Below are 20,307 nucleotides of genomic sequence, written 5' to 3'. Positions count from 1 at the left end.
CGGTTTCCGGACCGCTGGAAACCGCCGACGCCTGCCCCCTGACCTTGTGGCCCTCCACGCATGTTTTTAGCGTTCGGGGTGTTACGGAAGACCACAAGGAACATTCCTATGAAAAAGACATTCGCCACAACGATGATCGCTTCGGCCCTATTGGCCGGCGCGGCTGCGGCGCAGACCGAAACGCCGCAACTTTCGATGGATGATGCCTATGCCGCAGCGCGCAACCAGCTGGGCGTTCTGGAATACTGCCAGTCCAAGGATGCGGCAGATGCCTCGGTGCTTGATGTCCAGAACCGCCTTCTGGGAATGATCCCGACGCCCGAGGATACCTCTGCCGCAGACACCGCCTATGAAAAGGGGAAAGCTGGCACGGTTTCCGCAATGGGTCAGGAAACCACGCTCGCATCCGTTGCGGAAACACGGTCTACCACGGAAACAGCGCTTTGCCAGCAGATGGCACAACTGGTTACCCAGGCGGGTGAACAGATGCCCCCGGGCTGAGCGAATTCCGGGGCGGGCCTAGCGTCCGTCCCGACCCTCCTGCCGCCGTTGGCGTAATGCGCTGAAGATAACCCAGAGCATGAAGAATGCGGCAGCGCAGCACACGATCCCGACAAACCAGAATCCGAAGAAATACAAATACCCCAGCAGCGTGTCCGTCTCGCCCATCGGTAACCCCCTTGCAATACGCATCATGTTTACGCTTTGGCACCGCCAAAGGCAAACAAGCGGCCGCGGGATGTTTCAAAATATGCCTTGCCCGGTCTAGGCCACTTTGAAATCCCATGTTATGCGGTGGTTATGGTACGCACTCCGTGCCTTCCGGTTTCCATATTCGGACCCTTCAATGATCGATTTTCTTCGCCGCAGCGGCCAATGGCTCCTCTCTGCTGAATATACCGTTTATCTTGGCGCAATCTGGATGGGTCCGCTTCCTATACCAATGTTCCGGTTGGCGGCAAATGACGCCTGCAAGACGATGCTGCTGGTCCTGTTGTGGGGGGCCACGGTCACCTTGACGGTTCTCCATCTCGCATTCGGCCCGTTGCCGGGTCCGGCTGCGGTCGGACACTGGATGCTTCAACAGAATTGATACCGCACCGATGATCGCACAACGTGTTATTTCGCCGCGTGCGTGGATCGGCCTGATCCTGATCGCGGTATTCTGGGGCGGCTCTTTTTTGGCTATCCGTCTGGCGCTTGACGGTATGGGGCCGCATTGGATCGTGGCCACCCGCTGCCTCGGGGCATTTGCGATCCTTGCCGTATATATCCGCTGGCGCGGCCTGCCTCTGCCACAGTCACTACGCATATGGCTGGCATTTGCAGCCCTTGGTGTCTTCAACAATGTCGTTCCCTTTACCCTGATCACCTGGGCGGAACAGACGGTCCCAAGCGGGCTCGCATCTATCATCAACGCCTCGACCGCGCTGTTCGGCGTGACATTCGCTGCAATTGCCTTTGCCGATGAACGGCTGAGCGCACGGAGGCTGACGGGCGTTCTGATCGGATTTGCCGGGGTGGTCATAGTGATCGGCCCCGATCTTCTGGGCGAGTTCGACCTGACGTCCTTGGGCCAGCTGGCGCTGATCGGCGCCGCGATCTCCTACGCGGCATCGGGATTGATCGGGCGGATCGCCCTTGGCGGTGAACGCACCGCCCCGCAGGTTGTTGCGACGGGTATGTTGGGGGCATCGGCGGCGGTCAGCGTCGTTCTCGCCTTTCTGACCGAAGGCGCACCCCATCTGCCCGGTTTTGTACCGGCCCTGTCCATCCTGTATCTGGCCGCGCCGTCGACGGCATTGGCCTATCTTATGTATTACAGATTGATGGCGACCGCCGGCGCAGGAAATACCAGCCTAGTCACCCTGCTTGTGGCCCCCATTGCCGTGCTTCTGGGGGCGCTGGTTCTGAACGAGGTGCTGCCCCTTCGCGCATTTGCAGGCTTTGCAGGGATCGTTCTGGGCCTTCTGATATTGGACGGGCGCATTCTGGCGCGTATAACCCGCCGAAAGGCTCCCTGATTGAGGCATCGCATGATCTATACCACCGCCCGGGAATGGACCGACGCCCCGCGTAAACGGGCCCTGCTGTTCGGCATGTCCGGCCTGGGGAAAACCCACGCCTCTACCCTGCTGCGTAGCAGCGGCAAGTGGTTCCACTATTCCATCGATTACCGCATCGGCACCCGGTACATGGGCGAACACATCGCCGACAACTTCAAGCGCGAGGCGATGAAGATCCCGTTTCTGCGCGAGTTGCTGATGAGCGATTCCGTAAGCATCGCGTCGAATATTACCTTCGACAATCTTTCCCCCCTGTCGACCTACCTAGGCAAACCCGGCAATCCGGATAAGGGCGGCCTGCCGTTTGACGAATATCAGAACCGCCAGAACCAGCACACAAAGGCCGAGATCGCTTCGTTGATGGACAGCACCAGCTTCATCAACCGCGCCGAGGAAATCTACGGCTATCCGAACTTCATCTGCGATACCGGCGGCTCGATCTGTGAGGTGGTGGATGCAGAGAACCCCTCGGATCCCGTCATGACAGAGCTGTCGTCGAACATGCTGATGGTCTGGATAAAGGGCTCCGAGGCGCATACCGAAGAGCTTGTCCGCCGGTTCGACCGCGCCCCCAAACCGATGTGCTATCAGCCACAGTTCCTGCTGTCCTGCTGGACCGCCTATCTGGAGGAAAAGGGCAAGACACCCGCACAGGTGGACCCGGATGACTTCATCCGTTGGACCTATGCCCGCGCCCTGGCCCACCGCCAGCCGCGTTATGCCGCCATGTCCAGATGGGGCGTCACCGTGCTGGCCGAGGATGTGTATGATCTGAAGGATGACGCAGGCTTTATTGCCCTGATTGCGCAGGCTCTGGAAAACCGCGGTTCAGGGGCGTAAATAGGCCGTCTGCGAAAGGTCACAACATGCCCATCACCCTGCCCGAAACACTGCCCGCCTATAACATCCTGTCCCGCGAAGGCGTGATGGTCATGTCGCCGGGCCGTGCGGAGATGCAGGACATCCGCCCGCTGCGGATCGGGCTGCTGAACCTGATGCCGAAAAAGATCCAGACTGAAAACCAGTTTGCCCGTCTGATCGGAGCCACGCCGCTGCAGATCGATTTCCAGCTGATCCGCATGACGGAACATCAGGCGCGCAACACGGCTGCCGAACACATGGAAGAATTCTACCGACCCTTTCAGGACGTGAAACATGAAAAGTTCGATGGCCTGATCATCACGGGGGCCCCGATAGAACATCTCCCGTTCGAGGAGGTGACGTATTGGGACGAACTGCGCGAGGTCTTTGACTGGACCCAGACCAATGTGCATTCCACCTTTGGCGTTTGCTGGGGTGGAATGGCGATGATCCATTACCTGAACGGCATAGCCAAGCTTCCCTTGGCGGCCAAGGCATTCGGCTGCTATCCGCATGACAACCTGCAACCCACCTCTCCCTATCTGCGCGGGTTTTCGGATGAAATGGTCATTCCGGTCAGCCGCTGGACCGAAATGGACGAAACCCAGATCAAGGCGCATCCCGGCCTTACCACCCTTATCGGCTCGGATGAGGTTGGCCCCTGTCTGGTCGAAGATCCGGCGCACCGCGCGCTCTATGTCTTCAACCACCTCGAATATGACAGCGACACGCTGAAGCAGGAATACGACCGTGACGTGGAAAGCGGCACACCCATTGCGGTGCCGGTGAACTATTACCCGGATGATGATCCGACCAAGAAGCCGCGCAATCACTGGAGAAGTCACGCCCACCTGCTATATGGCAACTGGATCAACGAGATTTACCAGACAACGCCATATGATCCGCTTAATATCGGCAATTAGCCTTATCGCGCTGCTTTCGGGCTGCAATGCCCTTGCGGATGCACGGGCCAAACGGATCGATGGGCGCTTTCCTCCGCTTGGCCAGTTCGTGCAGGTGGATGATGCGACGATCCACGCCGAAATCACCGGCTCGGGCCCCGATCTGATCCTGATCCATGGTGCCAGTGGCAGCACACGCGATATGGCGGATCTGGCGGCACGCCTGTCCACGCGCTACCGGGTGATCCGCTTCGACCGCCCCGGCCTCGGTTATTCCAGCAATCCCGGCGACAAGACCAACAGCCCCCTTGTGCAGGCAGAATACCTGCGCAAGGCGGCAGAGCAGCTTGGGGTCCATCACCCGGTCGTTCTGGGCCACAGCTATGGCGGCGCCGTTGCCATGGCCTGGGCATTGGAAGAACCGGATACACGCGCCCTGGTCATCCTTGCCGGCGCCGTCTTGCCGTGGGAGGGGGGCAACGACGATCTGTACAGCCGCGCCGCCACCCCGTTGGGCGAGGCGACGCTGGAACCGCTCGCCTCGGCGTTCCTGCCGGATTGGGCGCTGCACCGTGTCATAACCAATCTGTTCAAACCGAATGCCGCACCGGATGATTATGCCGAAACCGCCGGTGCGGCATTGGCAATCCGGCCGGACACCCTGCGCGCCAACCTGCGGCAACTGCGTGAACTGAAGGGCTATGTCCGCCTGATGGCCCCCAATTACCGCAAGCTGACCCTGCCGATCGAAATCGTGCATGGCACCGATGATCCGGTTGTATCCTATGAGGTTCAATCGGTTCCGATGCAAAAACTGCCGAATGTGCACCTGACCCCCCTGCCGGGCGTTGGACATATGGTGCATCATGTCGCACCCGATGCCGTTGTCTCTGCAGTGGATCGGGCCTTTGCGCGCTCCAACTGAACCGCTTGACCGGAAAGGACGTTCCGATGCCACATCCATTTGACGGGCTGATCACGCAATATCTTCAGGAATCCGCCCCTGAAGAGATCAGGCACGCGATCAAACACGGCAAAGAGGATGATATCCTGTCGGAAAGCTATCCCTATCGGGAACGGATTTCGAAAAAGCAGTACAAAAAGAAGATGGCTGCTCTGCAATGCCAGATTGTACGCATGCAAGCTGATCTGCGCAAAACCGGCAAGCGTGTCGTGGTCGTGTTCGAAGGGCGCGATGCGGCGGGCAAAGGCGGCACCATCGACGCGATGCGGGAAAATCTGAATCCGCGCGTGGCCAATGTTGTCGCTCTTGCCGCGCCGAATGACCGCGAACAGGGGGAATGGTATTTCCAGCGGTACATCCGCAGATTGCCCGCAGGGGGTGAAATGGCCCTGTTCGACCGCAGTTGGTACAATCGAGGTGTGGTGGAAAAGGTATTCGGCTTTTGCCACGATACCGAGCGCGAGCGTTTTTTCCATCAGGTTCCGCAGTTGGAAAAGATGTTGGTCGATGATGGCATCACGCTGGTCAAATTATGGCTGAATGTGGGGCGTGCGGAACAGTTGCGGCGGTTTCTTGCACGCGAATCCGACCCGCTGAAACAATGGAAGCTGAGCCAGATCGATGTCGAGGGCCTGCGGCGGTGGGATGAATATACCAAGGCCATAGACGAAACCCTGTCCCGGACACATAGTCCGGAAGCTCCGTGGACCATCATACGGTCCGACGACAAACGGCGGGCACGGATTGCAGCCATGCAGACCCTGCTGAACCGCGTGGATTTTGATGGCAAGGATATCGGCAAGATCGGCACCCCGGACCCGGAGATTTGTGGAGGCCCCGAACTTCGTGACTAGGCGCGGCTATCATCACGGCAATCTGCGTCAGGCACTGGTCGAGGCAGCCCTGACGCTGATCGCGGAGAAAGGGCCGCAGGGGTTTACCCTGTCCGAAGCGGCAAAACATGCGGATGTAACACCCGCGGCTGTCTACCGGCACTTTGCCGGCCGTGATGACCTGATCATCGAAGTTGCGCGCCAAGGCTACGATATATTCGGCGCACTGATGGAATTCGCCTTTGACGAAGGCCGCCCGACGGCCCTTGCCGCCTTCGAGGCAGTGGGTCGTGCCTATCTTGCCTTTGCCCAGAAATATCCGGGGCATTATCAGGCGATGTTCGAAAGCGGGCTGTCGGCGCAGCGCCATCCCGATCTGGCACTTGCTTCCCGCACGGCATCGGATGTGCTGGAAAAGGCGGCGGCGCGGCTTTCGGAACATCTGCCACCGGCAAAGCGCCCCCCCGCCGCAATGTTTTCGGCCCATATATGGGCCATGAGCCACGGCGTCGTCGAGCTGTTCACGAGGGGCGATACCCGATCCCCCTTTGCCGCCAGTGATTTGCTGGAGGCGGGTATCGGCATCTACCTTCGCGGCCTCGGCCTTCTTCCACAGGATACCTGACCATGCAGACCAAGCTTCGCTGGGGACTGAAAAAGCTGATGCGGAAGCTTTGGGTGCGGGCCTCGGCAATCGGCGCATTGGGGATCGCTGCGGCAACGCTGGCGCTGGCAGCCGACCGCCTTGTACCGCTGACGATACCTGCGCTGCCCAGCAATGCGGTTGGAACAATCCTGACGATCATTGCCTCCAGCATGCTCAGCGTAACGACATTTTCCTTGTCGGTGGTTACGGCGGCCTATTCCTCGGCAACCAGTAATGTCACGCCCCGCGCCACCCAGCTGATCATGGAAGACCGGGTCACGCAGAACACGCTGGCAACCTTTCTCGGGTCGTTCCTGTTCAGTCTGGTCGGGCTGATCGTGTTGCAGACCGGGGCCTATGGCGAACAGGGGCGCGCGGTCCTGTTTCTCTTTACGCTGGGGGTGGTGGCGCTGATCGTGGCCATGCTGCTGCGCTGGATCGGCCATCTGAACGGTCTGGGGCGCGTGGCCGATACAACCTCGCGAGTAGAGGCTGCGACATGGCGGGCGATGGAGGGGCGCCTGAAATCACCCTGGCTCGGGGGCGTTCCGCTGACCGCGCAGAACGAGATCCGCAACGGTTTGGCCCTGCGGTCGGGGCGGACCGGATATATCCAGCATGTGGACGTCTCGGCTCTGCAACGGCTGGCGGAAAAGCATGATCTGCATATCCAGCTGGCGGATCTACCCGGCTCATTCGTGCATAAGGGTGAGGCCGTTGCCCATATCCGGGGTGGCGCCGATGCCGAAATCTGCGAAGACCTGTTCAAGGCCTTCATCGTCGATCACCAGCGCTCGTTTGAACAGGACCCGCGTTTTGGCTTGATCGTTCTAGGAGAAATCGCATCCCGCGCCCTCTCGCCCGGTATCAATGATCCGGGAACTGCCATTGATGTGACTGGTCGCGTTGTCCGCCTGCTGCTGGATTGGGCCATCAAGCAGCAGGAAATGGAAGAGGCAGCGCCGATCCATGACCGGCTGTACATTCCATCCCTGCTGGCCGAGGATATGTTTGACGATGTTTTCACCTCCATCTCGCGCGATGGGGGAAATACCCTGTCCGTGCAGATCCGGCTGCAAAAGGCGCTTGCCGCTCTGGCAACGGCACCCCATCCGGATTACCGCGCGCTGGCCACCCGCCATTCACGCGAAGCCCTGGCCCGTGCCGAGTCCGCCATGAGCTTTGAGGGTGACATCAAACGGCTGCGCGACATGGCGCTGTAAGAGGTTACCGGAAAAGGATCAGGGCTGCAGGGCTCCAGGCAATGCGGACGGCGGCCCCCCGATCCAGTACGGCACGGTTGAAGGTGTTTCGCATCGACAGCCGGGCGGCACGTTCCGTCCCTTCGATCCGCACATCGTAGTAGGTCATATCACCATAATACACGACCTCTTCGATGATGGCGGGCACCTCTCGCCCACCGGCAATCGGGGCATCCTGAATGATCGTCAGCGTTTCCGGGCGAAACCCTACGCTGGTTCCATGCCCCGCGTCAGCGCCAACTTGGTCCGCAGCCAATGTCATCCGGCCAAACCCCTGGGCGTCCACCTCCACGACATCATCGCTTTCGGCAATGACCGTGGCCGGCAGGAAATTCATCGTGCCGATGAATTCCGCAACGCGGCGGGATTTGGGCCGACGATACAAGGTTTCCGCATCGGAAAGCTGCGCAATCTCTCCGTCGAACATAACGGCGATCCGGTCCGACATGACCAGCGCCTCTTCCTGATCATGGGTTACAAGGATGAATGTGATGCCGACTTGCCGCTGCAGCTTGATCAACTCTACCTGCATCTGTTCACGCATCTTCTTGTCCAGCGCGGACAGCGGTTCATCCAGAAGCAAAACCTTCGGCTTCAGGATCAGCGCACGGGCAAGCGCCACACGCTGCCGTTGCCCCCCTGAAAGCGCATGGGCCGCCCTTGCGCCATATCCCTCCAGGCCGACCATTTCCAAGGCTTCACCTACCCGGCGGGCCATTTCATCCTTGCTCAACCGCTGTTTGCGCAGGCCGAAACCGACATTCTGCGCCACGGTCAGATGCGGAAAAATTGCGTAACTCTGGAACATCATGTTCGTTGGACGCTTGTTGGCGGGAACGTCCGCCATATCCTTGCCATCCACCAGAACGACGCCATCCGAAATGCCCTCGAACCCCGCAATGGTTCGCAGCAGCGTAGTCTTTCCACAGCCGGATGGGCCGAGAAGTGAAAAGAACTCCCCCGCACGGATCTTGGCACTGATCCCGCGCAATGCGTGATAGTCGCCATACCACTTCTGCACATCACGAAACTCGATCATCGTCTGATCGGCGATCGGCGCCTTGGGGATCATAGAAAGCCTCCGGTATCGGTGCCGCCCGAACGCGTAATGCCGCGGCGGCGGAAATATTCGGCAATGGTCAGCAATAGCACCGACAAGGCCACGAGAATGGTCCCCAGAGCCATGATAACAGGCACAGAGGCCGGAAAGCGGAACTGTGCGAAAATATAGACAGGCAATGTCACCTGCGTTCCCCCTAGGAAGAAGGCAATGATGAATTCATCAAGGCTGAGGGTGAACGAGATCAACAACGACGAAATGATGCCCGGCATCACCAGCGGCAGGATCACAAGGCGAAAGGCCGAAAGCCGTGTTTCCCCCAGATCATAGGCGGCTTCTTCCAACGAGCGGTCAAGGCTCTGGAAGGAAGAGGACAGGATGGCGATGGCAAAGGGAGTCGTCATCAGCACATGGCCCAGAATGATCGTCAGGATCGACAAGGGAACGCCGATGCCCAGAAGAACGACCAGCAAGGAAACGGCGACGATGATCTCGGGCAGGACCAGCGGCAGCATGATCAGGCCCATTAACGGCCCCTTTGCCGGAAATGCGTAACGGGTGGACGCGCGTGCCGCGAAAACCCCCAGCATCGTTGCGAGGACGGCCGTGGATACCGCGATGATCAGCGAATTGCGAACCGCCTGCCCCAACCCCGGCTCGGTCCACATCTGCGCAAACCAGCGCAGCGTAAACCCTTGCAGCGGAAATGCTATGACCGTGCCGTTATTGAATGCAAAGATCGGCAGCAGCACGATGGGCGCATAGAGGAACAGAAGATAGGCCAACGCATAGGCCCTGAAAATGGCGACGCCCTTCATTTCGGACCCCGCAGATATTTACGCGTCATGAACAGGAATACCGCGCTGAGCAATGCCACAATCCCCATCGCGGAAATGGCGATCGCGGACCCCAATGGATAATTATCAAGTCTTAGATACTGAAGCTGGATCAGGTTCGCCACCATGCGCCCCTCGGGGCCGCCGACCAGTTGCGGGGTGACGTAATCCCCGATGGTTGGAATGAAGACGATCAACACAGCCCCGACCAGTCCGGGCATCGCCAATGGCAACGTTACACGGAAAAACGTCATGAGCTTCGATTCACCCAGGTCCTGCCCTGCCTCCAGCAGGGAACGATCGATCCGTTCCAGTGCGACAAAGATCGGCAGAATGGCGAACGGGGCATAGGCATGTGCCAGCGTGATGACCACCGAATTGGTATTATACAGCAGGAAGGTCAGTGGCTCCGAGATGATGCCGGTCTTCAGCAGGCCGGCATTCAGCACCCCGTTGTATCCAAGAATGACCTTCCACAGGAAAACGCGGATCAGATAGCTGGTCCAGAAGGGAATCGTGATCAGGAACAGCCAGGTCGATTTCCGGTTCGGGGCAACGTGAAAGCTGACGAAATAGGCAACGGGAAAAGCCAGCAGCACAGTAGAAACCGTGACCAGCAGGGACACCATCAAGGAGCGCATCATCACGCCGCGATACAGCGGGTTCGTCCACGTTTCGTGATAGTTTGCAAAGGTGAAATCACGGATGATTTCAAGATAGCCATCGGTCCAGAAACTATAAACTAACAGCAGCAAAAGCGGGGCCGCCAGCAACAGCAATGCATAAACCGCGGGCGGGGCAATCATCAGCAGACCGCCCAATGCCTCGGGGTTGGCGCCTCGGACGCGTCGTGCCATGTATCCTCCGCGTCAAAACCTTTGCGGTCCGAGTCTTGCCCAAGCACTTTGCCGACGGCAAGCGGTTTTTGCGCGACTAGACCGCCAGATCGCCTGGTGGACTGAGCAGCAGATCACGCAAGCGCAGCAAGGCCTGTTCATAGGCATCACGCGGCACAGCCCCCGCAGTTGCCAGACGCACTGCATTCGGGGCGTTTCCATGCATCAGCGCATATTCGTCGGCGGACCGGATCAGAACTCCGGCGGCCTGCGCCGCACGCGCGAACGTCGAGGCACGCCACCCGTTCGGCAGGCGCAACCATGCGATGGCCAGGCCGGGCTGCCATGTCAGATCCTGGCCTTCCAGCGTTTCGACCATCAGGCGCATCCGCTCGTTCAACTCGGCCTGCACCATGATGCGCATGTCCTCGGCCGCCCCGCTTTGCATCAACTCGAGGCTTAGATCCGCCACAGGGCGCGGCAGGGCAAAGCTCATATGCTGCGCTGTCAGGCGCCCCGCATTGCCCATGCCGGTGGGGCATACGAGATAGCCGAAACGCAGTGCAGCGGAAATCGATTTGGAGAAGCTGCCGATGTACCACGTCCGTTCAGGAATATGCGCGCGGATCATGGGGCGGGAACTGTCGCTGACCGAATAGCAGTCATCCTCGATCACCTGCAGATTGTAGGCACGGGCGATCAGCGAAATTTCGGACCGGCGGCTTTCGGGCATCCGTACGGCTGTCGGGTTCTGCGCTTCGGTGGTGACACAAAGGATCTGCGCTTTGAGCCGCCGGCACGCGGCCTCCAGGGCATCGGGCCGCAATCCATGCTGATCAAGCTCGATGCCCACCACCTCGGCACGGGACAGGCGCGCCGCATGGCGAAAGCCGGGATATGACAATTCCTCGGTCAGAACCACGGGGCGATCCCCCCTTAGACAGCAGCTCATCACCAGATTGATCGCGGCCTGCCCGCCGTAGGTCAGTGCGATATCATCCTCGGACACCGGCCCCATCTTGCGATCCGAAACCCAATCGACCACGGCATGGCGCAGGTCCGTCTCGGATACCTGCGATGGATATTCGACAAAATCATCGGTGACGCGCGCGGTGACACGCTCCATGGCCGCCCGGAAGGTTTTGCCCTGCCCCAGAAACGGCAATGTCGGGGATCGCAGATCGACCACCCCCTGCGTGACAAGGCTATGATCAACATACAGTGGTTGGGTCGGTCCCAATTGTGGTGTGCTGGCCGCGACAAATGTCCCGCGGCCTACCGTTGCGGCAAGCAGGCCCTCTTGTGTGGCCAGCTGATAGGCGCGTGAAACTGTTCCGGGTGTAATTTCCAGACGCCATGCCAGATCCCGCACAGTGGGCAGCTTTGTATCGGGGGCCAAAGTTCCATCCCGAACGGCGTCCCGCAGGGCGCGTGACAGCGCAAGATACTTCGGGCCGGGGTATTGTGCCAAATCCGGCTGCCACTTTGTATCAGTCACAATAAAATACTCGCCGCGAATAGTGGAACAATCTATATATCAGGTAATCCAAATTCATAATTGTATCAATACAGAAAAGGTACACAACGTGTTTGCTTCAACTTCGAACAGCGCCCCAAGATCCATGCCGGCACTCGCATCGGCTGTCTTCAACCTTAGAAACACCCTGCGCACATGGGAAGCGCGTCGCTCGTCGCGTCGTCGCCTGGCAAAACTGGATCAATATATTCTGGCCGATATCGGCATGGATGCCACTGCTGCAAATGCCGAAATTCGCAAACCGTTCTGGCGCGCCTGAGCTTTTTGTCAGGTTACAATGCAAAAGGCCCGCCATATTGGCGGGCCTTTGTTTTGATATATGGAATATCAGCGCTTCGAGAACTGGAAGCTACGACGAGCCTTGGCTTTACCGTATTTCTTACGCTCTACAACACGGCTGTCGCGTGTCAGGAAGCCGGCAGCTTTCAGAGCGCCACGCAGCGAGGGATCGTAGAGTTGCAGCGCCTTGGACACGCCATGCTTTACAGCACCGGCCTGGCCGGACAGACCGCCACCAGCAACCGTCGCAACAACGTCGAACTGGTTTTCGACATTGGTGATCTGGAAAGGCTGACGCAGGATCATCTGCAGCACGGGACGGGCAAAATAAACTGCCATTTCCTTGCCGTTGACAATGACCTTACCCGAACCCGGCTTGATCCAGACGCGGGCAACCGCATCCTTACGCTTACCGGTTGCATAGGCGCGGCCCTGTGCGTCGCGAACAGCTTCGCGCACTGGCGCTTCGGCTTGAACCGGAGCAGTCTCCGACACGGCCGATTTCAGATCGTCGAGGGATTTGATGTCAGCCATGATCAGGCGCTCCGCGTGTTTTTCTTGTTCAGCGACGCAAGGTCGAGAACGGTGGGCTGCTGTGCCTCATGCGGATGCTCAGCGCTGGCGTAAACGCGCAGGTTGGTCATCTGCTGACGACCCAGCGAGTTACGGGTGATCATACGCTCTACGGCTTTGGTCACAACACGCTCGGGGTGCGCACCATCCAGGATCTGCTGAGCAGTACGGAACTTGATCCCGCCCGGGTGGCCTGTGTGCCAGTAGTAACGCTTGTCAGCGCGCTTGTTGCCCGTCATCTGCACCTTGTCGGCGTTGATGACGATCACGTTGTCACCCATATCCATATGGGGCGTGAAGGAAGGCTTGTTCTTGCCACGCAAGATGTTGGCGACGATCGTAGCGAGGCGACCCAGAACGATGCCTTCGGCATCAATCAAGATCCACTTCTTCTCGATGTCCGCCGGAGTAGCGGTAAAGGTTTTCATATTGAACCCTAATGAGTGGAGCGGGGTGGTCCCCGCGTAATCGTTGGGGGTGTATCGTCCATGTTGCCACGCAGGTCAAGCCGCAAGGCAATCATTAAATTATACAAAAACAGTGACTTATAAGAAAGGTATTATAATACCCCAATTCAACGGAGGCGTGGCGGCTTGTCGGGGTCGCTTCCCGGCGCCTTGGGGGCCGGCGCTTCGGGCGCAACAGGGGCAGGCATATCCAGGCGCATGCCGATTTCAGCCATGCGCCTTGCGGCCGGCCCGTCGGGCAAACAGACTACATCCATCTCTCCGGCATCGATCCCCGAGAACGTCAGCGCCTCGCTTGCGGCACGGGCCAGTGCCTCCTCGGCCCCCTCACGCGCGCCGATGAATGCAAGCAGGTGGCCGTTGCGGCCATCCGAATAGGAAACACCGGCAATCAGCGCATGTGAGGCCAGCCCCCCTGCCCGCGCCAGCTTCTGCCCCAGGCCGTCCAGCAGCCGCTGCGGAACCTGTGGCGCCTGAAACCCGGTGGGCTGCGCCTCGGCAGCCTCGGGGCCGTGCGACAATGTCCCTGCCAGCCAGTCCACGGCATCTGGCGGCAGCAGCATCGCGCTGTCTGCCCCCAGATTGATCCCGAGGCCGATCTGCTGCCCTGCCAATTGCTGCGCGATCACCCTGCCGGGCAAAGCCGCATAGGCATTGATGGAGCCTGTGAACGCCGACAGCTTCTCCTCGCTATCGAAAGCCAGCACATAGGGGCCGCCTTCCAGCGGAAAGACCCGCGGCGTGATCGTGCCACCCTGGGCTTCTTCCTCGACCAGCAATACCAGTTCGTCATCCGCAAGCCGCCCGTAATAGGTCAACCGTGCATTGTCATCTTTGGTATCGGCAGCCATTGCGGCATATGCTTGATCAAGTGGGGTCATCTGGCACTCCTTCGCCCTTGCAGGTAACGCCCCGCAGTGCGGCAGGCAAGGCAGCGCGCTTGTCAATTGTGTCGTAGGCGGACATGACATAGAAACAGCCAGATGCTTTGAAAGAAGCGGGACATGCCTACAACCATCGTGTAACAACGTCCTGTGAATTGGAGGGGACTCGATGATCGAGTTCGACAACGTAAGCAAGTCGTTCTGGACCGGAACACAGCGCAAGGTCATTCTCGACCGCGCCTCGTTCCGCGTGGAGCTTGGGAATTCGCTTGGCATCCTTGCACCGAACGGAACAGGGAAAACCACGCTCATCAACATGATGGCTGGGCTTGAACAGCCGGATGAGGGTACGATCACCCGCAGATCGCGGATCTCGTTTCCGCTCGGGTTCATGGGCGGGATTGTCGGCAAGCATACGGCGAATGAGAATGCCCGCTATGTTGCGCGGCTCTACAACCTCGACCCCGATTATGTCGAAAGCTTCTGCCGCTGGCTGGCCGATATCGGTGAGTATTTCGACCGCCCCATGTCCACCTATTCCGCCGGAATGAAATCGCGGTTCATGTTCGCGCTGATGCTGTCGCTGGAATTCGACATCTATCTGGTGGATGAGGGGATGCCCAGCACCACCGATGTCGCCTTCAACGAAAAGGCGGGGGCGATCTTGCAGGATCGCCTGATGAAGGGAACGATGGTCATCGTATCGCACCTGCCTGCCACACTGGAAAAATTCTGCCGGAGTGCGGCCGTTCTGATGAATGGTCAGCTTTACATGTTTGATTCTCTCGAGGAGGCGCGCCGCCTGTATGACTACCAAGCTCACAGCTAAGCGGTTCAATACGCGCACAACCGAAAACGGGGATCACCCCCTGTCGAACCAGCGGCCCGAGAATATGTTCGAGGCGCAGGATGACGGCATGGGCCCCGGCCTCAATCCGCAAAAGCCGGCTGGCGATGCCGATCATGCGATCACCGAAGAAGAACTGGCGGCCCTTGCCCAAGAGCATCTGACCGGTCGGCAGCTGCGTCTGGCACGGCGGATCGCGGCCAAACACAACATCGAGGCCCCGACGGACGAGGCGGCGGTGATCCTGCTGCGCCGCGCCGGTATCGACCCGCTGCAGCGTTCGTCGCTGATGGAACTGGTGACCGCCGGGCGCGATGACAGCAAGATCCAGCTGCCGCAGCGCATCCAGCCGGTCCAGGTCCCCTCTACCGAGCAGCGCGCGCAGGACAGCCATCTGTCCGATCTGCGCGAGATCCAGCGGGATATTGCCCGCCGCCGTCAACGCAAACTGGCGCTGCTGGGCGCACGCCTCGGGTTTTTCGTGGTACTGCCGACAATTGTCGCCGGCTACTATTTCTATGCTGTCGCCACACCCCTGTATTCGACCGAATCCGAATTCGTCATCCAGCAGGCACAAAACCCGACCGAATCCAGTGGCCTAGGGGGCACCGTTTCCACGGCGTCGCTTTCCTCCATTCAGGATTCCGTTGCCGTTCAGGGATATCTGCAGTCGCGTGAAGCGATGGAGCGTCTTGATGCGGATCAGGGCTTCCGCAAGGCGTTCTCCGGCCCCGAGATCGATAGCCTTCAGCGTCTGCCCGAAAACGCGACGATGAACGAAGCCTATTCGACCTACGAGAAAAACGTCAAAATCTCGTTCGATCCCACCGAAGGTATCGTAAAGCTGGAGGTCATTGCCCCCAAGCCCGAAGAAACCATGGCCTTTTCGCAGGCCTTGATCAGCTATGCCGAACAGCAGGTCGATCAGTTGACCCAACGGATGCGCGAAGACCAGATGGCTGGGGCGCGTCAGGGATATGACGACGCCGAGGCGAAGATGCGCCAGGCACAACAGACATTGGTCAACCTGCAGGAACAGTTCCGCGTCATTTCCTCGGATGTCGAAGTGTCGCTTGTCACCCAACAGCTCAGCGCGCTGGACAGCCAGTTGCTGCAGGAACGCCTGTCATTGGCGCAGATGCAGGCCAACAGCCAGCCGAACGAGGCGCGGATGCAGCCCGTTCGCGCCCGGATCGAACGGCTTGAGCAACAAATCACCGATCTGCGGGCGCGCCTGACGGAAACCACCGACGGCGGAGATTCCATTGCCCGACTGCAGGCAGAGCTGGCGGTCGCCCAGGCAGACGTCGAAACACGCCAGTCGATCATGGCGGATTCGCTGCGTGCCATGGAAACCGCCCGCGTGGAAGCAAGCCGCCAGACGCGGTACCTCTCGCGCTCGGTAAACCCGGTCATGCCTGACGAACCCGCCTACCCCCGTGCGTTTGAAAACACGGCCGTATCGTTTATCGTGTTCCTCGGCATCTACCTGATGATTTCCATGACAGTCGCCATTCTGCGCGAACAAGTTTCATCCTAAGGACGACTTATGAAAACCGTTTCTATCGGCTCCTTGACCGTTTCCAATGACTTGCCACTTCTGGTGATTGCAGGCCCATGCCAGTTGGAAAGCCTTGATCATGCGCAGATGATCGCCGGGAAAATGGCCGAAGTCTGCGCCGCAGCAGGTGCCCAGTTCGTGTTCAAGGCCAGTTACGACAAGGCCAACCGCACCTCTCTGAACGGACGGCGCGGCGTAGGGATCGAGGCTGGTCTGGGTATTCTGGAAACGATCCGGGCAACGGGCCTGCCGGTTCTGACCGATGTTCATGATGCAGCGCAGGCACGTGAGGCCGCAAAAGTGGTGGATATCATCCAGATCCCCGCATTCCTGTGCCGTCAGACAGACCTTCTGCTGGCTGCCGGCGAAAGCGGTGCGGTGGTTAACATCAAGAAAGGCCAGTTTCTGGCACCGGGCGATATGGGCAACGTTGCCGAAAAGGTTGCCTCTACCGGGAACGAGAACATTCTTCTGACCGAACGTGGCGTCTCGTTCGGCTACAATACACTGGTGGCCGACATGCGTAGCCTGCCCACCATGGCGCGCACCGGATATCCGGTGATCATGGATGCGACGCATTCCGTCCAGCAGCCCGGCGGCCTTGGCGGATCAAGCGGTGGGCAGCGCGAATTCGCACCAGTCATGGCACGCTGCGCGGTCAGCCTTGGGGTGGCCGGCGTGTTCATCGAAACGCATGAAGCACCGGACACCGCGCCATCGGACGGGCCGAACATGATCCCGCTGGATCGTATGGGTGCGCTGATCGACAGTCTGATGCAATTCGATCGCCTGGCCAAGGCAGACCCGATCCGCGTTTGACGGTCATCGCCGCCCGAACCGGGCGGCGATTGTTTTTCATCAGGCTGCCACGGTCGGGGCAGCCTGACGATATGGGTGGCTGGACGGAAGTTTTTGCTCCAGCCCGTAGCTCCAGGCAACACTGCCCTGAATGCGCGCCAGAAGGTCATCCTTCGGCTCCACCCCAAGTGCCAGCGCCATCCACATGGGGCCGCGCCAGCCACGCCCCGTTGCATTGTTTGTACGCCCCAATGACCATTGCGCGCTTTGGGCCGAACCGCGCAACTCGACCATTCCCATGGGCAGCGGCAGAACCGTGGCCGAAGAAGCCGCAGCATTCACCGAGGCCGTCGATGCCCAGACACCGCTTGATAGCAGGACTGCGCTACTGTCATCCCCCATAACACGCGCCGTCGCATTGCTGGTGGCACCATCTGAAATCAGAGTCGGATAACTCTTTTTCGGCCAGAGCGAGGTCTTTCCATCCGAAAACTGCATGACGATCAGCCACCAGACCGGGGCAAATGATGCAGTGGGCGCAAGGAAAAGATCATTGCTTGCATCGGGCCAGACCGCGGCAGGATAACCGGAAACCGTTTCATACGCAGGCTGGTAGGTTGATGTGGCCTGCATCATCGGCCGCACTCCCCAAGCATCTGGCACCGAGGAAATCTGCCCGCCAGAGGTCTGCGCAGCAGACATACGCCACAGCCCCCCATTGGTCCGATAGGAGGCCGGAATGTCATCGAGTGTCCACGCCTTCGTGAGACCTGTCGTCAGCGGGGGTTGGGTCAGGGACAATCCGATCCGTGGATACATCAGATCCAACCCGTGATTTTTCCAGCCGTCGTACCGGTCGCCATGATGCGAGTCGCAAACATCGCATAGGTTCCGATCGGAAGCTCGGCAGTAACATAGGTTGTTCCATCCTGCGCCACATAGCGAACGATACCTGCAGTGCCGATCGTGATGCTGCGAATGTCTTCTGCCAGATCGACCGTATCCGAAGGGGTCACTGCAAACGCACCCACAGCGGCCGAAGTTACGCCCTTATGAAAATTGGAAAACCGGTTGGCCATGACCACACTCCTTCATACCTGCCGCAAAAGCACGGCGTCTGATCGATGGCATGAATGTGGTGCGGGGTAGCTTAACGTATCCGGTATGCTGCGGCTGGCAGGTTAACGGGCTGTTCATAGCTGACCGATGTATGGCCCCCTGCGCCGGGGGCCATTGCAGATCAATGAACAAGCAGATGTTCATTCTTCATATGCCGGGAAACCAGCGCGCGGGATTTGCGCCCGCGCACCAATGGCCGCGCTGGCACGGCAATATAATCCGGGTCGGCCAGCATCGGAAACAGGGCTAGGATTTCATCCTGCGCCGCCTTGCTGACGGATCGGAGCGCAACCGGCCCGGTGAACATCGTCTCACTCTCGGCGCCGTTCGCGAACACGATTTCATGCGCTGCACACAAGAAATGGCAATAGGTGACGGTTTGCACGTCCGACGCGATTTCGACACCCTCAAGGCCCAGCAGGTGCTTAGCCGCAACCAGAACCTCATCGCTGTCGAACATCTTGCGCGCAATGCGCGAACGTACAAGCACACGGTGCTGCGGTGATACCAGCAGATCGGCCGCGGGGGTATTGCGACCCAATGCGCCTGCCCGAATCCGAATCGGTTGCAGTTTTGGATTGCGTGACAGGGAGCTGCCCGACACGTGAATGGAACCGACCCAGCAAACAGGTTGCAGGCCATGATCACGCGTTGCAACAAGATCCCCGACCCTCAGCTGCTCTACGGCAACAAGCCCGCTGTTGGTTTCGATCAACGTCCCCGCAACAAAGCAGATCACCGAATCGACCGGCAGAATGGTGTCCTCTGTCGTATCGACATCCATCGTGACCGCAGCCGCATTGAGCGTATTTTCCAGAAGCGTCTGCGAGCTTGCAACGGTCGCGGCAACAATTGTTCCTGCAAACCCGAGATTGGCATCCGTAATCGTATCGGAAATGCTGGAGGCAAGTTCGGATATCGGCGCTGTAACGGTGAGATCCTGACCCAGAACGCTGATCGTTGCGGTTACGAGCAAGTCGGCGTCGGTAACCGAACTGTCACTAACGAAATAGACATCACCGGTTTCAGACTCGATCAATGATCCTGTTACGGGGTTCACCTGCAGCGTGATGCCTGCAATACCGATATCCAGACCAACTTCTGCCGTCGAAATCGATGCGGTACCGACATAACTGCTATCGCCGGTAATATTGTCCGTACCATCAAGCAGCGCAACGCTATCGCCACTGCTTAGCGTCGTGTCGTTACCTGCACCCACGTCATACGTATCGAATTCCTGAGACGAATCGAAGAAGTTTCCGAGGGTTGTATTGGGAATGGTAACAACACCAAGATCAAGACCGATTGATGTGAGACTCGTTGGAAGATCGGTTGCGAAGGGCATGATCAATTCTCCTGACAAAGCTGAAATGGCCACTAAGCTCATTCATCGCAGCAGGCTGCGCTGTGAAATTTGCCGTGCGCTTCATGGTTAATCCACGCTTAATCAATGATCATTTAATTAACATACTATGCAATGCTAAAATAAAGCATTCACATATTTTATTTAAGAATGCCAAATAGAATCGGCGCTTCATTAAAATAACCGATATGATAATTTATTAATATTAAGTTAACAAATTCTAAAAACATCATGGCAAGATGTGTATTACGGTCATGCGTGCATCCCTTGCCCAATATTCCGGCACACCAAGATACAATACAGACAATGCGCTTGCGCCAGATCGGGCAAACCTGAACAGCCAGATCAAACCAACACCCGCGAAATTGCGATATGTTCGGCACAGCCGTCTATATTTCTTGGAATCTGGGAAAATTTCGCGCAACATTGTCGCGAGAATATGGTACCCAAGGTCGGACTCGAACCGACAAGCCGTGAAGCGGGGGATTTTGAATCCCCTGTGTCTACCATTCCACCACTCGGGCACTGGACCGTCATTTAGGCGATCATTTCCATGTCGTCAATGGCTGATCACGGGGGCTGTACACAACTTGGTGCCTTTCCCTGAAAGATT

At 58.6% G+C, this 20,307-nt stretch carries 24 protein-coding genes and 1 tRNA gene; 13 read left to right on the top strand and 12 right to left on the bottom strand.

The window, feature by feature from the left end; all coding sequences use genetic code 11:
- The first annotated feature begins 108 nt into the window (after window positions 1-108).
- Window positions 109-501, top strand: a complete 393-nt coding sequence (locus TR36_RS08005) for a pore-forming ESAT-6 family protein (RefSeq protein WP_082714889.1) — start codon at window positions 109-111, stop codon at window positions 499-501.
- 18 nt (window positions 502-519) lie between these two features.
- Here TR36_RS08005 and TR36_RS15760 read toward each other — a convergent pair whose 3' ends face one another.
- Window positions 520-669: a hypothetical protein gene (locus TR36_RS15760; RefSeq protein WP_192841333.1), complete on the bottom strand. Its 150-nt coding sequence runs from the start codon at window positions 667-669 to the stop codon at window positions 520-522.
- A gap of 178 nt (window positions 670-847) precedes the next feature.
- Here TR36_RS15760 and TR36_RS08000 point away from each other — a divergent pair, with 178 nt between their 5' ends.
- The 8 genes from TR36_RS08000 to TR36_RS07965 are packed head-to-tail and all read left to right on the top strand — an operon-like array spanning window position 848 to window position 7,495.
- The gene (locus TR36_RS08000; RefSeq protein WP_062762966.1) at window positions 848-1,093 is read left to right on the top strand and encodes a hypothetical protein; all 246 of its coding nucleotides are present in this window, start codon (window positions 848-850) and stop codon (window positions 1,091-1,093) included.
- A gap of 10 nt (window positions 1,094-1,103) precedes the next feature.
- Entirely contained in the window at window positions 1,104-2,024 is a 921-nt protein-coding gene (locus TR36_RS07995; protein WP_045390225.1) for a DMT family transporter, read from the top strand.
- A gap of 12 nt (window positions 2,025-2,036) precedes the next feature.
- Window positions 2,037-2,906 carry a hypothetical protein gene (locus TR36_RS07990; protein ID WP_045390228.1) on the top strand — a complete coding sequence of 290 codons (870 nt, stop codon included), beginning with the start codon at window positions 2,037-2,039 and terminating at the stop codon, window positions 2,904-2,906.
- A 26-nt stretch (window positions 2,907-2,932) separates the two neighbouring features.
- Window positions 2,933-3,850 (top strand): homoserine O-succinyltransferase, encoded by a 918-nt coding sequence (metA, locus tag TR36_RS07985; RefSeq protein ID WP_045390231.1) that lies wholly within the window; start codon window positions 2,933-2,935, stop codon window positions 3,848-3,850.
- A complete protein-coding gene (locus TR36_RS07980; protein WP_082714888.1) occupies window positions 3,825-4,754 on the top strand; it encodes an alpha/beta fold hydrolase in 930 nt (309 codons plus the stop codon). The genes metA and TR36_RS07980 overlap by 26 nt, the downstream gene beginning before the upstream one ends.
- 26 nt (window positions 4,755-4,780) lie before the next feature.
- On the top strand, window positions 4,781-5,647 hold the full coding sequence (ppk2, locus tag TR36_RS07975; RefSeq protein ID WP_062762960.1) for a polyphosphate kinase 2: 867 nt from the start codon (window positions 4,781-4,783) through the stop codon (window positions 5,645-5,647).
- Entirely contained in the window at window positions 5,640-6,251 is a 612-nt protein-coding gene (locus TR36_RS07970) for a TetR/AcrR family transcriptional regulator (protein ID WP_045390914.1), read from the top strand. The genes ppk2 and TR36_RS07970 overlap by 8 nt, the downstream gene beginning before the upstream one ends.
- Window positions 6,252-6,253: 2 nt before the next feature.
- Window positions 6,254-7,495, top strand: coding sequence for a DUF2254 domain-containing protein (locus tag TR36_RS07965; protein ID WP_192841332.1), 1,242 nt, complete (start codon window positions 6,254-6,256; stop codon window positions 7,493-7,495).
- 4 nt (window positions 7,496-7,499) lie between these two features.
- Here the strand turns inward: TR36_RS07965 and TR36_RS07960 are convergent, their stop codons facing one another.
- From TR36_RS07960 to TR36_RS07945, 4 genes are all read right to left on the bottom strand, one after another.
- Window positions 7,500-8,606 carry an ABC transporter ATP-binding protein gene (locus tag TR36_RS07960; RefSeq protein ID WP_045390240.1) on the bottom strand — a complete coding sequence of 369 codons (1,107 nt, stop codon included), beginning with the start codon at window positions 8,604-8,606 and terminating at the stop codon, window positions 7,500-7,502.
- On the bottom strand, window positions 8,603-9,412 hold the full coding sequence (locus TR36_RS07955; RefSeq protein WP_045390243.1) for an ABC transporter permease: 810 nt from the start codon (window positions 9,410-9,412) through the stop codon (window positions 8,603-8,605). The genes TR36_RS07960 and TR36_RS07955 overlap by 4 nt, the downstream gene beginning before the upstream one ends.
- Window positions 9,409-10,287: an ABC transporter permease gene (locus tag TR36_RS07950; RefSeq protein ID WP_045390246.1), complete on the bottom strand. Its 879-nt coding sequence runs from the start codon at window positions 10,285-10,287 to the stop codon at window positions 9,409-9,411. Before TR36_RS07950 ends, TR36_RS07955 begins: the two co-directional genes overlap by 4 nt.
- Window positions 10,288-10,363: 76 nt before the next feature.
- Window positions 10,364-11,764 carry a PLP-dependent aminotransferase family protein gene (locus TR36_RS07945; RefSeq protein WP_045390249.1) on the bottom strand — a complete coding sequence of 467 codons (1,401 nt, stop codon included), beginning with the start codon at window positions 11,762-11,764 and terminating at the stop codon, window positions 10,364-10,366.
- A gap of 124 nt (window positions 11,765-11,888) precedes the next feature.
- Between TR36_RS07945 and TR36_RS15490 the strand changes: the two genes are divergently transcribed.
- Complete coding sequence (locus TR36_RS15490) at window positions 11,889-12,062, top strand: DUF1127 domain-containing protein (RefSeq protein ID WP_153010525.1); 174 nt, start codon at window positions 11,889-11,891, stop codon at window positions 12,060-12,062.
- Window positions 12,063-12,130: 68 nt separating this feature from the next.
- On the opposite strand, the gene rpsI is transcribed toward TR36_RS15490, so the two are convergent.
- The 3 genes from rpsI to TR36_RS07930 form a co-directional block, all read right to left on the bottom strand.
- The gene (gene rpsI / locus TR36_RS07940) at window positions 12,131-12,616 is read right to left on the bottom strand and encodes a 30S ribosomal protein S9 (RefSeq protein ID WP_045390252.1); all 486 of its coding nucleotides are present in this window, start codon (window positions 12,614-12,616) and stop codon (window positions 12,131-12,133) included.
- A 2-nt stretch (window positions 12,617-12,618) separates the two neighbouring features.
- Window positions 12,619-13,083 (bottom strand): 50S ribosomal protein L13, encoded by a 465-nt coding sequence (rplM, locus tag TR36_RS07935; RefSeq protein ID WP_045390254.1) that lies wholly within the window; start codon window positions 13,081-13,083, stop codon window positions 12,619-12,621.
- Between the two features lie 146 nt (window positions 13,084-13,229).
- Complete coding sequence (locus TR36_RS07930; protein WP_062762958.1) at window positions 13,230-14,003, bottom strand: SseB family protein; 774 nt, start codon at window positions 14,001-14,003, stop codon at window positions 13,230-13,232.
- A gap of 172 nt (window positions 14,004-14,175) precedes the next feature.
- On the opposite strand from TR36_RS07930, the gene TR36_RS07925 reads away from it, so the two are divergent.
- Genes TR36_RS07925 through kdsA form a run of 3 tightly spaced genes read left to right on the top strand, consistent with a single transcriptional unit; the run spans window position 14,176 to window position 17,233 of the window.
- Window positions 14,176-14,835 (top strand): ABC transporter ATP-binding protein, encoded by a 660-nt coding sequence (locus TR36_RS07925; protein ID WP_045390256.1) that lies wholly within the window; start codon window positions 14,176-14,178, stop codon window positions 14,833-14,835.
- Entirely contained in the window at window positions 14,813-16,393 is a 1,581-nt protein-coding gene (locus TR36_RS07920) for a hypothetical protein (protein ID WP_045390259.1), read from the top strand. The genes TR36_RS07925 and TR36_RS07920 overlap by 23 nt, the downstream gene beginning before the upstream one ends.
- 9 nt (window positions 16,394-16,402) lie before the next feature.
- A complete protein-coding gene (gene kdsA, locus TR36_RS07915) occupies window positions 16,403-17,233 on the top strand; it encodes a 3-deoxy-8-phosphooctulonate synthase (protein ID WP_045390262.1) in 831 nt (276 codons plus the stop codon).
- A gap of 39 nt (window positions 17,234-17,272) precedes the next feature.
- Here kdsA and TR36_RS07910 read toward each other — a convergent pair whose 3' ends face one another.
- The 4 genes from TR36_RS07910 to TR36_RS07895 form a co-directional block, all read right to left on the bottom strand.
- Window positions 17,273-18,031 carry a hypothetical protein gene (locus TR36_RS07910; protein WP_062762956.1) on the bottom strand — a complete coding sequence of 253 codons (759 nt, stop codon included), beginning with the start codon at window positions 18,029-18,031 and terminating at the stop codon, window positions 17,273-17,275.
- Entirely contained in the window at window positions 18,031-18,291 is a 261-nt protein-coding gene (locus TR36_RS07905) for a hypothetical protein (RefSeq protein WP_045390268.1), read from the bottom strand. Before TR36_RS07905 ends, TR36_RS07910 begins: the two co-directional genes overlap by 1 nt.
- 161 nt (window positions 18,292-18,452) lie before the next feature.
- A complete protein-coding gene (locus TR36_RS16030) occupies window positions 18,453-19,676 on the bottom strand; it encodes a Hint domain-containing protein (protein ID WP_045390271.1) in 1,224 nt (407 codons plus the stop codon).
- 458 nt (window positions 19,677-20,134) lie between these two features.
- Window positions 20,135-20,218: transfer RNA gene (locus tag TR36_RS07895), tRNA-Leu, on the bottom strand.
- Window positions 20,219-20,307: the final 89 nt, after the last annotated feature.

This window comes from Falsirhodobacter sp. alg1 (genome assembly GCF_000739715.2).
Lineage (GTDB): Bacteria > Pseudomonadota > Alphaproteobacteria > Rhodobacterales > Rhodobacteraceae > Falsirhodobacter.
The sequence above is the reverse complement of the archived record's forward strand: the minus strand, read 5'-3'. Positions and strand labels throughout refer to the sequence as shown.

Excerpts from the sequence above, each read along its gene's own strand:
- TR36_RS07910 (WP_062762956.1), bottom strand. The coding sequence starts at position 18,031 with ATGTATCCACGGATCGGATTGTCCCTGACCCAACCCCCGCTGACGACA.
- TR36_RS08000 (WP_062762966.1), top strand. The coding sequence starts at position 848 with ATGATCGATTTTCTTCGCCGCAGCGGCCAATGGCTCCTCTCTGCTGAA.
- TR36_RS07995 (WP_045390225.1), top strand. The coding sequence starts at position 1,104 with ATGATCGCACAACGTGTTATTTCGCCGCGTGCGTGGATCGGCCTGATC.
- metA (WP_045390231.1), top strand. The coding sequence starts at position 2,933 with ATGCCCATCACCCTGCCCGAAACACTGCCCGCCTATAACATCCTGTCC.
- ppk2 (WP_062762960.1), top strand. The coding sequence starts at position 4,781 with ATGCCACATCCATTTGACGGGCTGATCACGCAATATCTTCAGGAATCC.
- TR36_RS07950 (WP_045390246.1), bottom strand. The coding sequence starts at position 10,287 with ATGGCACGACGCGTCCGAGGCGCCAACCCCGAGGCATTGGGCGGTCTG.
- TR36_RS07990 (WP_045390228.1), top strand. The coding sequence starts at position 2,037 with ATGATCTATACCACCGCCCGGGAATGGACCGACGCCCCGCGTAAACGG.
- TR36_RS07980 (WP_082714888.1), top strand. The coding sequence starts at position 3,825 with ATGATCCGCTTAATATCGGCAATTAGCCTTATCGCGCTGCTTTCGGGC.
- TR36_RS07905 (WP_045390268.1), bottom strand. The coding sequence starts at position 18,291 with ATGGCCAACCGGTTTTCCAATTTTCATAAGGGCGTAACTTCGGCCGCT.
- TR36_RS07955 (WP_045390243.1), bottom strand. The coding sequence starts at position 9,412 with ATGAAGGGCGTCGCCATTTTCAGGGCCTATGCGTTGGCCTATCTTCTG.
- TR36_RS07965 (WP_192841332.1), top strand. The coding sequence starts at position 6,254 with ATGCAGACCAAGCTTCGCTGGGGACTGAAAAAGCTGATGCGGAAGCTT.
- TR36_RS15490 (WP_153010525.1), top strand. The coding sequence starts at position 11,889 with ATGCCGGCACTCGCATCGGCTGTCTTCAACCTTAGAAACACCCTGCGC.
- rpsI (WP_045390252.1), bottom strand. The coding sequence starts at position 12,616 with ATGGCTGACATCAAATCCCTCGACGATCTGAAATCGGCCGTGTCGGAG.
- TR36_RS15760 (WP_192841333.1), bottom strand. The coding sequence starts at position 669 with ATGGGCGAGACGGACACGCTGCTGGGGTATTTGTATTTCTTCGGATTC.
- TR36_RS08005 (WP_082714889.1), top strand. The coding sequence starts at position 109 with ATGAAAAAGACATTCGCCACAACGATGATCGCTTCGGCCCTATTGGCC.
- TR36_RS07930 (WP_062762958.1), bottom strand. The coding sequence starts at position 14,003 with ATGACCCCACTTGATCAAGCATATGCCGCAATGGCTGCCGATACCAAA.
- kdsA (WP_045390262.1), top strand. The coding sequence starts at position 16,403 with ATGAAAACCGTTTCTATCGGCTCCTTGACCGTTTCCAATGACTTGCCA.
- TR36_RS16030 (WP_045390271.1), bottom strand. The coding sequence starts at position 19,676 with ATGCCCTTCGCAACCGATCTTCCAACGAGTCTCACATCAATCGGTCTT.
- rplM (WP_045390254.1), bottom strand. The coding sequence starts at position 13,083 with ATGAAAACCTTTACCGCTACTCCGGCGGACATCGAGAAGAAGTGGATC.
- TR36_RS07925 (WP_045390256.1), top strand. The coding sequence starts at position 14,176 with ATGATCGAGTTCGACAACGTAAGCAAGTCGTTCTGGACCGGAACACAG.
- TR36_RS07960 (WP_045390240.1), bottom strand. The coding sequence starts at position 8,606 with ATGATCCCCAAGGCGCCGATCGCCGATCAGACGATGATCGAGTTTCGT.
- TR36_RS07920 (WP_045390259.1), top strand. The coding sequence starts at position 14,813 with ATGACTACCAAGCTCACAGCTAAGCGGTTCAATACGCGCACAACCGAA.